This window comes from Desulfobulbaceae bacterium (assembly GCA_013792005.1).
Classification (GTDB): domain Bacteria; phylum Desulfobacterota; class Desulfobulbia; order Desulfobulbales; family VMSU01; genus VMSU01.
Window position 1 is genome coordinate 1 of sequence record VMSU01000012.1, and the last position, 15,114, is coordinate 15,114.

Sequence of the window (15,114 nt, forward strand, 5' to 3'; positions counted from 1 at the left end):
CCGTTGCTGGTCTGGGTTGTGCCGGTGAAGCCGTTTGGTCCGGTGATATTGACGGTCCAGTTGTCGAGACCGTTTTCGCCGATATCCTGCACGCCGTCATGGTTGAGATCGTTCCAGACGAAGTCGCCGATAGATGCGGGAAGGTAGAGTCCGGCATCGACGGTAAGATTTTGCTCACCTGAGGCAAGAGGTGTGCAAGGGGAGAGGCTTGTGGTGGGGTCGGTGTCGCTGTCTTTGTAATCGTCACCACCTTGGTCAAGCGGAGAAATCGTATATTCAGCCGGAGCTATGATCAGCGTCTGGTAGTTGCCGGGAAGAAGTCCTGAGAAGAGATAGTGTCCATTGCTATTAGTTGTAGTGGTGGTAATGGTGTTGCTATTACAGTCTTGGAGTTTCACTGGAACGTCAGGCATTCCGGCTTCGCCGTCGTCTTGAATGCCGTTGCCGTTTTCGTCGTGCCAGATGAGATCACCGATGGCGGTGGTGGGCGTCGCCCAGACATAGCCTTTGGCTTGACCGGAAAAATCTGTAGCAAAACTGCCGGTGAAGGTTGATGTTTCACTTGTAGTATAGACATAAAGGTCGTCAATCCCTGGTTTGTAGATGCCAAGATCGGCAAGTTTTCCTCCGGTGACGCGGAAACGGAAGTCAAAGCGATCTGTAGAAGTAACGTTTTGGAAACCAAACTGGATGATTTCACCGGTCAACAGTGTGCCGGCCGCATCGATGGAGCCGTTGCCATCCAGGTCTACTTCTCCGATGATCAGCAGGTCGTCACCACCGTCGCCACCGATAAGCTTCCCTGTGTTGTCGACATTAATGGAAATCATAAAGGTTTCGGAGGATGAGCTACCGGTCGGGTTGATAAAGTGGGGCAAGTCGCTCGAGTCTTTTTGGATGGCGATCGGGGATGCTGATTCCACGAAGACCGAGTTGCCGAAGGTGTAAATGACGGAACTAGTTGGCCCAAAAGTCAAGCTGGGTGATGTGGGGGCATGCGGAAGGCTGAGGAGAGCAGCAGACGCGCTGGTTGCCAGGAACCACGAAGTTAGGGTGAATAGAATAGTTGCCAAATTGTGTCGTGCAGTTCGTGAAAATATCCTGGTGTTCATGGCTTCCTCAGGCTTGAGAAGGTTGCATTGTCTAGCTGGACGGGAATGTATGATCGATTGTTATCTCAAAAGATACAGTGATCTCGTCAAGCATTTAAGCGTGTGATTGGAGGTAGATTCATTAATGATCGTGACGACAAAAATTGCCGTCACGATCATCGGTAAGTCAAAAAAAGGAAGGTATCAGGAGATGTGAGTTTTGCGACGGCGGCGAAGACCAACTAAAGCGCTTCCGCCGAGGAGCATTAGGGATATGGTGGCCGGTTCCGGAACCGGGGCATTGACGATTGTGTTAGAGACGCCATCGCCGTTTCCAGCACCCAGATCAATGGTGATGTCACCGGACCATAGTTGCCCGCTATTAAGAGTGCCAGTGGCATTGATGACTGAGAATTGAAACATATCCCCAGCTCCCCATGCGCCTGCAGTATTGATGAATGTTTCGTTGAGGTCGAGGTCTTCGATGTCACCAGACAATAGGGTTCCGATTGAAAAAGTTCCACTATCGGTTGTTTCGTTATAAGTTAAAAGAAATGTCTCAGTAATAGGGGTGCCAACGCCACCCAAAACGGTGATATATTGCCAAGCATTACCAGTAAATATATGATTTCCAGAGGTCGGGTTAGCCACGGTGATATTGTATGAGGAAATATCCAAATAAGTCGGCGTAGCTTCGGCCGCCATCGGCACACTGGTGAAAACTGCGGCGACAGCCAAGGTTGCAAGGGTTCTGTAGATTTTTTTAGATCGGGTGTTGGTGGTCATGGATATCTCCTTGTTGAGTGAATTTTTCATTTTAGTGCATTCGGCGGACTTATGCCGCGGTTGTGTTAGTTGTGGACGGGCTTATGGGGAATGTCTAATTTCTCCCCAAAAAAACAGCAGCAATTTTTTAAGCATAAAATGTGCCATTGGTTGTTATTTTTTGGTTTGGTACTCCAATGTTCTGATATTAAAACGAATAATTTCGTTAATTATGCGGGTGTGTTCGTATTGTTGGGGTAGGAAAGTACGGGGGGGCGAATATTTTGTTCGTTTTTCCGGAAGATAGTTTTTTGGGGGAGAGAAAGACGTTTACAGCAGTTGGTAGCGGTCGACGTTGACCGATTCGAGGGGTAGGCCGGGCCATTGCTTTGTAATCCAGGCGTGCAGTTTGCGGGTCATCTCTCCCCGTTCCAGGGTGAAGCGGCGGAGATCGTCTGCTGGTTGGTTGGAGTAGAACTGGTAGATCATTTCACGGATCAAGGGATTTTTTGCCGATGGTGGCATGACCTCGGGGTGAACTTTGAGGACCAAGGTCAGGTCGGTGGAGAGGATGGTGATCTCTTGGTCCTGGTTGGTCTTGGCCTGGATGATGACCGCTGGGAAAGGCCATTTTTTAAGGATTTCTCGTTTTTCCGTTGTTTCGGAGGCAACAAGAGACTTCTCTTGCAGGGGTTTTGCGCTTTCGCTTTGGTGTTTTGTTGGGTCTTCCGCGGGTGGCGGGGTTGGTTTGTGGGCGTGTTGGACTGGCGCTGAAGTTGTGGGTTGGTTTTCGGTTTGTTGAAGGGTGGTGGTCGTCTTGGGGAGGAAGAGAGTCAGAGCCATGACGACCAGGATTGGGGTGGCGACTGAGGCGATGCGAAGTGATAGCGGGAGTGTTCGGAATCGAGCGAAGAGAGAGTGGCCCAGGAGGAGAGCGGAAAGCCGGTCCGTTTTGACCCGGGCAGTGGCTGGTGCAGGCTCTGTTAATGGTTGGGTTTTGCTTGGTTGCACCCCGACAACAGTTTCTTCGGGTAGAAAAAATTCAGCGCTGGCATCCTCTTGGGAGGGGGCCATGAAATCTTCGGCTTCAAAGGCCTCCCCCCAATCGTCACCGATGTCGCTGTTGAATATGTTGTAGGCATCGGGGTCTTGGGATTCTTTCCTCGGTTCGTCTGCCATTGTGATAGTCAGCTTAAGACTTTATTGATTTTTTCACCTAAGGTGTCGGCGGTGAACGGCTTGACGATATACTGGCTGACCTTGGCCTTTACGGCCAGGATGATGTTGTCCTGTTGGGCTTCGGCGGTGACCATGATGAAGGGGATCTTTGTCCATTCGGGGTTGGCCCGAACATTTTTTAAGAGTTCAAGTCCGGTCATTTTGGGCATGTTCCAGTCAGAAATGATCATATCGATCTTTTCTTGTTTGAGGATATTCATGGCTGTGGTGCCGTCGTCAGCTTCGATGATATTTTTGTAGCCAAGTTGGGTAAGGATATTTTTTACAATCCTCCGCATAGTGGCAAAGTCATCAACGACTAGTACTTTAATGTTGCTATCAGGCATTCTCTTTCCTCAGGTCCTGGGATTCTCGACATTGATTGTTCGGATGAAGTGTTAGCGTTGACACTTATCATCTAAACTCAACACATCATATAAAGAAACCGGTGGCAAAATCAACGAAATTTTGTAACTGCTTAGGTTCTCGATTTGCGGTTAACAGTTGGCGGTGAATGATCTTGCTCATGGTTGATCAGGTTGAATCGGGATGGCTACTAAATAGATAAGTGGCCTGTGAGACTCCGAAAAGTCTGATCTGCTGCATTGCAGCGATAAGACTGAACCTGGGTAATGGGAGAATTAACTGTGAAGTGTGAGAGTCACGGCGCTGTTTGGGTTAGGAAAAGTTTTTTTTGAGTTTGCTCCGCAGGCGGAGGACTGCCTTGCTGTGCATCTGAGAGATGCGGGATTCGGTGTAGTCCAGGACCAGGCCGATTTCTTTCATGGTTAGTTCTTCGAAATAGTAAAGAGAGATGACGAGCTGTTCTTTGTGGCTTAACTCGCTGACAGCTTGGGCCACAAGGTCACGGATTTGTGAAAAGCTGAGAGCCAAGAAGGGGTCGAGACTGTCTTGTTCCATGAAATCCGAGAAGTTTGAACCCCGTAGATCTGTTGAGTTCTGCGTTAAAAGGTCAATGTCCATGAAGGATATTGATTTTGTCTCGTCAAGGAGCTTGTGGAATTCATCAAGGGAGATGTTCATGGTCTGAGCCATCTCCTCGTCCGTGGCTGACCTCCCTAGCTTTTGTTCCATGGTGGAGGTGGCGTGTTCCAGTTGGTGGATTTTTCCTCGCACCGAGCGGGGAACCCAGTCCAAGGACCTGAGTTCGTCGAGCATGGCCCCTTTGATCCGGAATTCGGCGTAGGTCTTGAATTGGACGTTTTTGGTGATGTCAAATTTGTCGATGGAGTCGATGAGGCCGATTATGCCCGAGCTGATCAGGTCGTCAAGGGAGATGTTGGTAGGCAACCTTGAGGCGAGGCGGGTGGCGATATACTTGATGAGCGGGGTATATGTGAGAATCAACTCGTCACGTTTTTCAGCGGTGAGTTGGCCTGAGCCATTAAAATAGGCTCGGGTATAATCCTTAAATTTTTGTGGGTGCGGCTTGGGCATGGGGTAGTCAAAGTTGCCGAATTGTTGTTGGTAAGATAGGTTAACAGTTAACAGTTATCGGTTATCGGTTTACAGTTGAAAGATTTATGGTCAGTCATTAACCATCGCATGATGCCTGTCAGTGTGTGCTTAGCCTCTGATAGGCATCACTCACCGCTCACTGCTCACTGCTCACTGCTCACTGTTAACCGCTAACCGCTTTTATGAGAACTGAGGCCAGAAAAATTTGATGTTGCCATCGGTTGTAGCTACAGGCTGGGTTTCGGACAGCTGCTGGGCGATTTTGGCAAACATTCGGCTGGCTGGGGTATCGGGAAAGAGTTCAGAGACCAGCCGTTGGTTTCTGACCGCAGTTATCAACTTCTTATCATAGGGAATATGGCCCAGGAAGTCCAGAGAAAGTGTCCCAAGAAATTGGTCGCAGACCAGGCTTAGCTGGCGGAAGACAGCCAGAGCCTCTCTTTCTGAGGCGGCCTGGTTGACGACGATAGAAAAGCGTTTGACATCGTGGCGGGTAGAGAGGACTTTGATCAATGCGTATGCATCGGTGAGCGAGGTCGGTTCCGGGGTGAGGAGGACGATCCGCTCTTGGGCCGCTAGATTGAAATAGACTACATTGGCGTTGATGCCGGCTGCTGTGTCGATCAGCATGATGTCGAGCTTTTGATTTAACTCCTCCATCTCGGAGAGAAAATAGAGTTTTTGAGCCTCTGTGAGATTTGCCAGTTCCATGATTCCTGAACTGCCCGGTAGAATCAAAATACCAGCAGGGCCAGTAATCATCACTTCCTTTAACGTTTTTTCCCCGGAGAACATATGATGCAGATTGTATTTGGGGGTAAGGCCCAAGAGGATGTCGACATTGGCCAGATTCAGGTCAGCATCAAGGACAAGGACCTTTTTTCCTCTTTTAGCCAGAGAGTAGGCCAGATTGGTGGTCAGGTTGCTCTTGCCGACGCCGCCTTTGCCGCTGGTGATACAGATTACCCGTGGCTGAGGGCCACCGATGACAGCAGTTGGGTGGGGCATGGTGCGGCGCATCAACTTCTCTAAGGTGTCGGCTTGGGTCATAGGGGTCTTCCTTGTTGGTAGCTGGTGGTGATGCAGCTTAGTTAGCCAGGTAGTGCCTGGATCTGGCAGTCAGAAACGGTTCGGCGGCGGCCCATCCGTCCTTGAATAGGGTGTCCAGGAGATTCTTGGAAGCGGCGAGAAAGTCTTCCGGGACTCGCTGACCTGTTGACAGGAACGAGATCGGTAGCTTTGAGGCCACTACTTGTTGACAGATGGCGGCGTAGGCCCTGGTTTCGTCCAGTTTGGTCAAAATGAGACCTGCTGTGGATAATGGGCTGTAGGCGTCAACGATGGCTTGGAGGTCCTCTTTCTTTGCGGTTGCACTTAAGACCAGGTAGGGCATGATGCTGGGGCATGGGGAAAACCAGGCCTGGAGTTCTTGGATGTGGGTCTGGTCATAGGGACTTTTACCTGCTGTATCGATAATGATTATGTCTTTATCGTGGTGACGTTCCAGGGCCTTGGTCAAGTCCTGCTGGCGAAGAACAATCTCGCAGGGCAGGCGCATGATTTTGGCGTAAGTACGTAGTTGGTCAGTGGCGCCAATCCGGTAGCAATCCATGGACAGGAGTGTTACCCGCAGGCCCTGCCTGAGACTGTGCCAGGCAGCCAGTTTGGCGGCGGTGGTGGTTTTTCCCACTCCGGTAGCGCCAACCAGGGCGATTATCCTTGGCGCGTGATCTGGAGCCACTTCTTGGTCGCTTGCCGGAAGTCTCCCCTCAGGGTCGCTTATCCGAAGTCTCCCCTCAGGGTCGCTTATCTGAATCTTATCGATGAGTTCATCTCGCCATTCCCTGACTTTAACTGGATCAAGTTGGGGCAGTGGAGTTTTTGATGCCTTTATCTGGGAAGGGGTTTGTCGGTAACGGACAGCAGGTTGTTTGTCCTGAGCCCCACCCTGTTTCAGCAGATCAGCGAATCGCAGTCGCAGGTCATGTGATTCCAGGTGGGGATGATTTGTTTCTTTTACTGCTGCAACCGGGGTTTTGGTCGTAGGTTTGATGGGGATCTCTGCCGGGGACGAGCGACGGACTGTTTTGTATCCATAGGCTTGAGTGGAAGCGGAAGAAGGCTTCTCTTCCGCCATTGCTTCGATTTCGTCGAGATCGTAATCCATGGCGGCTACGACTTCAATCCGGGATCTGCCGCCTTTTGTTTCCGGGGCAAGGGAACGGGTGGCCAGGATGATGGCGTCTTCTCCTAGTTCACGCTTGACCATGTCCATGGCGGATTGGGTATCTCTGGCTTCGAATCGTTTTATGCGCATGGCTTTGGGCAAGTCACTCGGTAGGTTATGAGGAAACGGGTTGGAATCATCGGTGCTTGTCGCTCATGATTATTCACAGATAAATCCAAGGAGTCAGCTGTGAGCTGATTTGTGTCAAAGGCCTGCCCTTCGGCTGTGAATTGCATAGAGTCATATGTGTTGGTCTCAGGGGTCATTGCTTTGGATTGACCTCAATGGTGCCGAGCGAACGAATCTGGATTTGGCCGGAAAGTTCGTTGTTGGAGAGAATAATGACCTGGGGCATGAAACGTTCAAGCAGGTGGCGCAGGTGGCGACGAATTACGGGTGTGCAGAGGATAATGGGTTGATAGCCGTCATTGGTAACCTTTTCCACTAGGGATTGTGCCCCTTCGATTATCCGCTGGGCCAGGTTTGGTTCCAGGTTCAGGTAAACCCCCTGGTCGGTTTTCTGGATCGATTCGCGGATGAAATCTTCAACTTTATGGGCAAGGGTCAGAACCGACAGCTTGCCATCGTCGTCAGTGAGTGCGCTGACGATGGATCTGGCCAGTTTCTGGCGCACGTACTCAGTCAGGATTGAGGTGTCTTTGGTCATGGGCGCATAATCGGCCAATGTCTCGGTGATGGTCAGCAGATCGCGGATAGAGACCCGTTCTCGGAGCAGGTTTTGCAGGACCTTTTGCAGTGAGCCTAAGGGCAGGGCGCCAGGTATTAGTTCTTCAACGATTTTAGGGTGGGTCTTGGCCAGGTTGTCCAGCAGCTTCTGGGTGTCCTGGCGGCCAAGGAGTTCGTCGGCGTGCGAGCGCAGGATTTCGGTCAGATGGGTGGCGATAACGGTAGAGGGATCGACCACGGTGTAGCCTGCCAGTTGAGCTTCGTCCTTCATGTTGTCGGTAATCCACAAGGCCGGTAGGCCAAAGGCGGGCTCCTTGGTGGGGATGCCGTCAATCTGGCGTTTGGCAGAACCTGAGTCCATGGCCAGTTGGTAGCCCATCATCACTTCTCCACGGGCGATCTCGACCCCTTTCAGCAGCAGGATATACTCGTCCGGGTTGATCTGCAGATTGTCGCGGACGTGGAGTGAGGGGATCACCATGCCCATATCCATGGCGAATTGCCGGCGGATGCCTCGGATTCGTTCGAGAAGGTCTCCTTTTTGGGATTCATCGACTAAGGGGATGAGCCCGTAGCCCACTTCAAGTTGCAGCGTGTCCAAGGCCAGCAGGGCTTCGACCGTTTCTGGCGAGCCGGGGAGCGGGGCCACTGCCGCTTTCTTCTCTTCTTCTTTTGTGGTGGCCTCGACCAGGGCTTTCTGTTGGAAGGTGAAGTAGGCAATTGCCCCCATCAGGGCTGCCAGAATCAGAAATGAGGCGTGGGGTAGTCCTGGCACCAAACCAAAAATGCCGATGATGACGGCTGAGACAGCCAGAGCCTGGGGTTGCAGGCCGAACTGCTTGGCGAATTCGGCTCCCATGCTCATGTCCGAGGCGGCCCTGCTGACGATGATGCCAGCGGCGGTGGAGATGATCAGTGATGGGATTTGGGAAACCAAGCCATCGCCGATGGTGAGCATGGTATACGTTTCCAACGCTTGGAAGATATTCATCCCTTGGAGCACGGCGCCGACAAACAGACCGCCCAGGATATTGATGACCATGATAATAATGCTGGCGATGGCCTCTCCGCGAACGAATTTAGCCGAACCGTCCATGGCTCCGTAGAATTCCGCCTCTTGGGAGATCATCGCCCGGCGTTTTTTTGCCACCTCTTCGTCGATCAGGCCGGCGTTTAAGTCGGCGTCAATGGCCATCTGTTTGCCGGGCATGGCGTCGAGGGTGAAGCGGGCGGCCACTTCAGCGATTCGGCCCGACCCTTTGGTGATAACGATGAAGTTGATCAGGACCATGATCAGAAAGATGATCAGTCCCACCGTGTAGTTGCCGCTGACTACGAAATTGCCGAAGGAGTTGATGACCTCTCCCACCGCGCCTTCTCCCTCATGGCCGTGGAGCAGGATGAGGCGGGTCGAGGCTAAGTTAAGGGAGAGTCGGTAGAGGGTGGAGATCAGCAGGATGGATGGGAATGATGAAAAGTCCAGGGGATTGGTATTGTACATCGCCATCAATAGGATGACCAGGCCCATGGTGATGCTGATCGACAGCAGCAGATCGAGCAAAAAAGTAGGCAGCGGCACGATCATTACCATCAGGATGGCAACTACGCCAAAGGCGACTACCATGCTGGAGGCATCCAGATTAATGGCCTGGATTCCGCTTTTTGTTTCGGTTGGTTCTGCCATGAGTTTTATGGGACTGCTTTATGCCGCTTTTTTCTTTCTGGTGCCGAATACATATGCCAGTACTTCGGCTACTGCCTGGAAGAGGTCTTCCGGGATCGGTTTGTTAATCTCTGCCATTTTGAACAGGGCTTGGGCTAAGGGCTTGTTTTCAATCAGTGGCACTCCGTTTTCACCGGCGATCTCTCGAATTCTTGCGGCAATTGCTCCTGCCCCTTTGGCTACCACGAGCGGTGCCGCCATGGTTTGTGGCTCGTAGCGTAGGGCAATGGCCAGCCGGGTGGGGTTGGTGATGACCACATCAGCCTTGGGGACTTCGGTCATCATTCTCTGGCGGGCCATCTGCATCTGAATGGCGCGGATGCGGCCCTTGACCTGGGGGTCACCTTCGGTGCTCTTGGCCTCCTCTTTAACCTCCTGTTTGGTCATTTTCATCTTCTTCATGAATTGCCAGCGTTGGAAGGTGTAGTCGAGGATGGCGAGGAGCGCGATGACCAAGGCGCATTTTAAGAAAATCCAGAAGGCGGTTTCACTGGCAAAGGCCATGATCTGGTAAGGTTCCTTGTCCATCAGCGGCATGAATTCGGGTAGCGCCTCATAGGTCTCGGCAAAGGCAACATAGCCGATCAGTCCGATTTTCAGCAATGATTTAATCAGATCGGCCAGGGCTTGCATCGAGAACTTGCGGGCAAAGCCGGAGATGGGGTCGATTTTCTGCAGGTCCGGGGTGATCTTTTCTGCGGTGAAAATGACGCCGACCTGGGCATAGTTGGCAATCAATGCAGTCAGGAATACGGCCCCCAGCACTGGCGCGGAAACCAAGGCCATATGAAGCATGGTTTCTTTGACCAAGGCCGTAAATGTGGCTGAAGATAGGCGGATGGTGTCGGAGGCTGCGAGATAGTGGCGTGTCATCTGCGAAAGGTTTTGCATGATGAAGTGACGGCTGACGTAAATGGTCATCAGGCTGACCAGCAGCACTGCTGCCGAAGGCACTTCAATGCTTTTGGCGATATCGCCTTTATTTCTTGCCTCTTGCAGGCGGCGCGAGGTGGGGGATTCGGTTTTTTCCTGGCCGCTGGACTCGTCTGCCATATCCTATCCTCCCATGCCGACGGCGAGTTTAGTCAGGTTTTGTCCCATGGCCCCGAAATTTTTGATCATCAAGGGGAGCAGGTAGATCATTGACAGCCCGACGAAGAGGAAGCCAATGCCGATATTCATGGGCATGGCAACGAGCATGATTGGGACTTGGGGTACGGTCTTGGCGATGATTCCCATGGCCACATGAGACAGAAAGAGGGCAACGGCGGCCGGGGCCATGATCTGGATGCCAAGCACGAACATGTGGGTAATTCCTTGAGTGATGCCTTTTAGGGTAGCTTGATCGAGATGGATGGTGCCGGGAGAGACATATGTGAAACTCTCCACCAGAGTTCGGAAAAAGAGGTGGTGACCATTGATGGCGAGGAAGATCAGGATTGCCACAATATTCCACAGGGTGCCGACCAACGAGACCTGGGCGCCGTTTTCCGGGTCCATGGTTCCTGCCATGCCCATGCCCATGGAGATGCTGACCATCTGTCCGGCCAAATCAGTGGCGTCGAAGATCAGGCGGGCGAAGAAGCCGAGGATGCCGCCGAAGGTGACCTCAATGAGAACAAAAACGGCAAAGCCTAGCGTGGTGGTGGGCAGGAGGCTGGAAGAAACCGAAACTACCGGCAGCAGGATCAAGGATAGGGCCAGGGTGAACAGGGCCTTGACCTGAGGCGGAACGCTGCCTGAACCGATGATCGGCATCAGGAAGACCAGGGGTCCGACCCGGGTCATGATCACCAGCAGGGTCAGGATGTGGTCCAGGGTCCAGTGGAGAAGGGCGGTTTCTGGCATGAATGGAAGTTCAATGTTATTAAGGTTAGGTAGTTTAGTACTTTGGAGCGTATGCAGAAGGCTTAAGGCAGCCTTCTGCATAGAGAGTATTGCCTCTGCGTTTCATTGATCTCTGTTGTTTGTAGTTTATACTCTATTGTTCCAGATTAATTCGATTTTTTCTGTTATCGAATCATGTCAGGCAGCCTTAGCAGCAGATCCTGGGTATAATCGGTGAGCTTGATCATCATCCATGAGGCGAAGAACAGCAGGGAGAACATGACTGCTACAATCTTGGGGACAAAGGTGATGGTCATCTCCTGGATTTGGGTAGTGGCTTGAAAGATGGCGATAGCAAGACCTACAATCAGGCCTACCAGGAGCGGCGGCGCGGACAGTAACAAAGAGATGTAGACGGCATCTTGTCCGAGATTGATGGCTTCAAGCGCAGTCATTTCAGACTCCGTAACTGTGAATCAGGGAGCCGACGATCAGGTTCCAGCCGTCCACCATCACAAAGAGAAGGAGTTTGAATGGCATGGAGATCATTACCGGCGGCAGCATCATCATGCCCATGGCTAAAAGGACGCTGGACACCACCATGTCGATGACCAGAAAGGGCAGAAAGAGGACGAATCCGATCTCAAACGAGGTTTTCAGCTCACTGATCATGAAGGCTGGCACCAGGATGGTGGTTGGCACTTCGTCTTTGTTTTGAGGTTTTTCAAGCTTGGCCAGGGACAGAAACAGGGCGAGATCCTTCTCTCTGGTCTGCTTGAACATGAAGGCTCGAAGAGGTTTTATGCCTTGTTCCATAGCAATCTCCAAGGAGATCTTCTCATCTAGGTAGGGCTTGATGGCGGTTTCGTTCATCTGTTTGAAAACCGGGGCCATGATGAATAAGGTCAGGAACAAGGCGAGTCCGACCAGAGTCTGGTTGGGTGGGGTTGTCTGAGTCCCCAGAGCTTTCTTTAAAAACGAGAGGGCGATGATCAGCCGGGTGAAGGGGGTCATCATCATTAGGATGGCTGGAGCCATTGATAAGATGGTGAAGACCAACAGGATTTCGACCAGCACCGAGACCTGCTTGGGGTTGGTGGTCTCGCCGAGTCCAATTTGCATGGTGGGGAGTTGGAGCGCTGAGGCAATGTCGGGATTACTGGTGACGGCAAGAAGTGTGATGAGCGCTGCGATACCTTGTAACCGCGGAGACCTTGGGGGGCAGATCCAACTCAGCTGGATAACCTTCGGGTCAGTTGTTGGCCACTGCTGGAGAGAGGAGGACTTTGTCCTGATGCTCATGGCGATTCCTGCTTGGTATGGGGCGTGGGCTCGGTGTCGCTATCACCCTGTATTGTGGTGGTCTGCTGCGCCCGGATTGTTTTTTTTAAAAGTCCGGCAAATCCTGGGTTGGCAGTGACTGGCCTGCTGGTGAGCGCAGCCTTGGTCTCCGGGCCTAAGTCGGAGAGGAGGTTGATATTGTGATCGGTGATGCCGAGGGCGAGGCAATGGCCGGCTACATCGACGATGGCGATATACTTTTTGGGCGCCACCATTCGGGTTTCAAGGATGGTAATCGCCGAACTGCCCCGGCCAAGTCCTGTGCCAAGGCCGGTCCGCTTGATGGCATAGAGAAGAACCAGCATGATGCCGACGACGACCAGGAGTGAGCCCGAAACTTTAATTATGGCAGAGAGCAGCGAGGAGGTCTCTGCGGACAAGAGGGGGGCTCCGCCGGATGATTCAGCAGCCAGGCAGGTTCCAGTCGCGCTGACGAGGTGCCAGGTCGTAAAAAGGAACGTCGCAGGAGCCGCTAAAACTCTTGTGTCTGCTTTTTTTGCCACGGTTATGCCATGTTCCTTACTCGTTCGGCCTGGCTGATGATTTCAGTGATTCTAACGCCGAAACGGTCGTTGACCACGATAACCTCTCCCTTGCCGAGCAGCTTGTTGTTGACGTAGATATCAACCGTCTCTCCTGCGTTCTTCGAAAGTTCGATTACAGAACCTTGGGTGAGCTGGAGCATGTCATTGATGATCATTTTGGTTCGACCCAGTTCTGCCGTAACCTCTAAGGGGATATCGAGCAGAAAGTCGAGATTCCTGTTCCCTTCATCGTCGATGGCCCCAGCCCCTAATTCCGAAAAGCTGGGAGTGGACCCGTTCTGACCACTCATGGCTGCTGCCCAGTCGTCACCGGAATCATTTTTTGTTGGATCGTCTGCCATTGTTGCACTCCTTATAACGACCTGATAGGTCTTGTTTTATTCTCGTTCTCGATCAAAGACTTTCCGTTTTATCAGGAAGGCCTTATTGCCGCGGCGGATGCCGGGGGTACCCATGAATTTGCGGACTCCTGCCAGGTAGCAGGGTAACAGGTCGTCTTTTCGGCGGTCGAGCTGGATGATATCACCTTTTTGTAGTTCGATGATATCGCCTGCTGGGATGGAGGCCTTCCCCAATTCAACCTTGATCTCGACTGGCATGTTTTTGATGTTTTCCTCCAGGTTCCTGGTCAGCAGGAGATCCTCTTCGCTCTGTTCTCGCTGGAAGGCGGTGGTGAGCTTGCTCTTGACCGATTCCAGGTTGGATAGAGGAATGCAGCAGGTGATACTGCCTACTGCCCGGTCCATGTCCACCTCGTAGCGGTTGATCAGCACGACGTCATCCGGTTCGCAGATTTTGGCGAACTGAGGGTTGATCTCACTTCGGATGAATTGCACTTGGATCGGGTGCAGGAAATACCAGGCCTTTTCCATGTCGGAGAGTAGAATATTGATAACCCGTTGGATCAGGCGTTGTTCGATGGAGGTGAAATCACGACCTTCGATTCGGACATTGCGAGTCCCTGAGCCACCGAGGAAGGTCTCTACCAAGGCAAAGACGAGCTTTGGTTCCAGGACAAACAGGGCGTTGCCGCGGAAGGGGTCCATTTTAAAGATCTGCAGACTGCTGGGCACTGGCAGGGTGCGAACAAAGGCCCCGAACCGTTCCAGTTCCGTCGGCACGGCGACAATGTCGATAACCCGACGCAGACTGTTGGCCAGCGATGTTCGCATGGTCCTGAGGAAGGCGTCGTTGATGACGTCCAAGGCGGGCATCCTGATCGGAGTGATGCCTTGCTGTCGGGTGAAGTCGTAGCTAGAGAGGGCGAGGCTCTCTTCGATAACCGAGTCATCTGGTTCATCGATATCTCCGCCTGAGATCCCCTTTAATAGGGCATCGACCTCGTCTTGACTTAGTATTTGTTCCATGGAAAGTCCTGATCGAGGTGGGTGTTTACTGGATTACGAAATCAGTGAAAAAGATGTTTCTGACTCGTTCTGGTCGCAGGATCAGGTTGAACCGTTCAAGAAGTTCGTCTCGAATTCTGATTTTGCCCTCCGGAGTCATTACCTCCTCAAAGGAGAGGCTGGTCAGCATCATGATGACCATATCTCGCATCTTTGGCACCAATTTTTCGGCCTTGGTTTTAGCTTCGAGTGATTCAAGCTCCAGGGTAACCTTGAGTTTTAAAAAACGTTTGGCCTTGGGGTCGGAGAGGTTGACCACAAAGGGTTCCAATTCGAACATCTCTCCTTCTTGCTCGGCGAGTTTCTTTTTTGCTTCCTCCATGCTGACATCTTCGGTGACAGCGGGTTTGGGGGCAAGGAATTTGGTGTAGGCAAAAAAACCGCCACCGCCAATGACTACGAGAAGGACGCCGATGATAATAAATAACAGTCCTTTTTTCTTTGGTTTTTCTTCTGTGCCTGTATCTTTGGCATCGTCAGTGGCCATGAGGTTTCTCCGGGGTGATGAGGTTATCAGTGGGGGGTGGCCTTCCTGTCTACGAATCCGTCTGGTGGAGAGTGAGCATCTGTGGGCGACGGAGTGTGCCGGTTGTTATTTGCAAAAGTTGTGCCATTTGCATGGGCAGGATGGGGTGTGGTGTTGAGCGGTCAGTGTAACGCGAAAGACCACCGTGTTCGAGTGAAATTATTAAGAAAATGTAACTGTCCAGCAGTGCCACATCTGCGTTGTTATCGGCCTGCTCATGTGCGAAAAGCACACATCGCAGGCCGATGCCTAGCATCTGCGGCACTGCTGAACAGTTAC

General features: G+C 52.0%; 16 protein-coding genes. All 16 read right to left on the minus strand.

The genetic code is table 11. The annotated features are described in order from the left end of the window. On the minus strand, positions 1-1,112 hold a 1,112-nt coding region (locus FP815_00510; GenBank protein ID MBA3013422.1), incomplete at its 3' end, for a hypothetical protein. Positions 1,113-1,295: 183 nt separating this feature from the next. Continuing rightward, positions 1,296-1,907, minus strand: a complete 612-nt coding sequence (locus FP815_00515; protein ID MBA3013423.1) for a PEP-CTERM sorting domain-containing protein — start codon at positions 1,905-1,907, stop codon at positions 1,296-1,298. Positions 1,908-2,186: 279 nt separating this feature from the next. After that, positions 2,187-3,035, minus strand: coding sequence for a hypothetical protein (locus FP815_00520; GenBank protein ID MBA3013424.1), 849 nt, complete (start codon positions 3,033-3,035; stop codon positions 2,187-2,189). A gap of 8 nt (positions 3,036-3,043) precedes the next feature. Next, positions 3,044-3,421 carry a response regulator gene (locus tag FP815_00525; GenBank protein ID MBA3013425.1) on the minus strand — a complete coding sequence of 126 codons (378 nt, stop codon included), beginning with the start codon at positions 3,419-3,421 and terminating at the stop codon, positions 3,044-3,046. Between the two features lie 331 nt (positions 3,422-3,752). Further along, positions 3,753-4,532, minus strand: coding sequence for a FliA/WhiG family RNA polymerase sigma factor (locus FP815_00530; protein MBA3013426.1), 780 nt, complete (start codon positions 4,530-4,532; stop codon positions 3,753-3,755). Between the two features lie 201 nt (positions 4,533-4,733). Then, complete coding sequence (locus tag FP815_00535; protein ID MBA3013427.1) at positions 4,734-5,603, minus strand: MinD/ParA family protein; 870 nt, start codon at positions 5,601-5,603, stop codon at positions 4,734-4,736. A 37-nt stretch (positions 5,604-5,640) separates the two neighbouring features. After that, a complete protein-coding gene (gene flhF, locus FP815_00540) occupies positions 5,641-6,870 on the minus strand; it encodes a flagellar biosynthesis protein FlhF (GenBank protein ID MBA3013428.1) in 1,230 nt (409 codons plus the stop codon). Between the two features lie 172 nt (positions 6,871-7,042). After that, positions 7,043-9,151, minus strand: coding sequence for a flagellar biosynthesis protein FlhA (flhA, locus tag FP815_00545; GenBank protein MBA3013429.1), 2,109 nt, complete (start codon positions 9,149-9,151; stop codon positions 7,043-7,045). An 18-nt stretch (positions 9,152-9,169) separates the two neighbouring features. After that, positions 9,170-10,243, minus strand: coding sequence for a flagellar biosynthesis protein FlhB (gene flhB, locus FP815_00550; GenBank protein MBA3013430.1), 1,074 nt, complete (start codon positions 10,241-10,243; stop codon positions 9,170-9,172). A gap of 3 nt (positions 10,244-10,246) precedes the next feature. Then, complete coding sequence (gene fliR / locus FP815_00555; protein MBA3013431.1) at positions 10,247-11,038, minus strand: flagellar biosynthetic protein FliR; 792 nt, start codon at positions 11,036-11,038, stop codon at positions 10,247-10,249. A 164-nt stretch (positions 11,039-11,202) separates the two neighbouring features. Continuing rightward, complete coding sequence (gene fliQ, locus FP815_00560; protein ID MBA3013432.1) at positions 11,203-11,472, minus strand: flagellar biosynthesis protein FliQ; 270 nt, start codon at positions 11,470-11,472, stop codon at positions 11,203-11,205. Position 11,473: 1 nt separating this feature from the next. After that, the gene (gene fliP, locus FP815_00565) at positions 11,474-12,319 is read right to left on the minus strand and encodes a flagellar type III secretion system pore protein FliP (protein MBA3013433.1); all 846 of its coding nucleotides are present in this window, start codon (positions 12,317-12,319) and stop codon (positions 11,474-11,476) included. Next, positions 12,316-12,861, minus strand: a complete 546-nt coding sequence (gene fliO, locus FP815_00570) for a flagellar biosynthetic protein FliO (protein MBA3013434.1) — start codon at positions 12,859-12,861, stop codon at positions 12,316-12,318. The genes fliP and fliO overlap by 4 nt, the downstream gene beginning before the upstream one ends. 2 nt (positions 12,862-12,863) lie before the next feature. Next, positions 12,864-13,244 (minus strand): flagellar motor switch protein FliN, encoded by a 381-nt coding sequence (fliN, locus tag FP815_00575; GenBank protein ID MBA3013435.1) that lies wholly within the window; start codon positions 13,242-13,244, stop codon positions 12,864-12,866. A 36-nt stretch (positions 13,245-13,280) separates the two neighbouring features. After that, positions 13,281-14,270: a flagellar motor switch protein FliM gene (gene fliM / locus FP815_00580; protein ID MBA3013436.1), complete on the minus strand. Its 990-nt coding sequence runs from the start codon at positions 14,268-14,270 to the stop codon at positions 13,281-13,283. 25 nt (positions 14,271-14,295) lie between these two features. Beyond that, positions 14,296-14,796, minus strand: coding sequence for a flagellar basal body protein FliL (locus tag FP815_00585; protein MBA3013437.1), 501 nt, complete (start codon positions 14,794-14,796; stop codon positions 14,296-14,298). Positions 14,797-15,114: the final 318 nt, after the last annotated feature.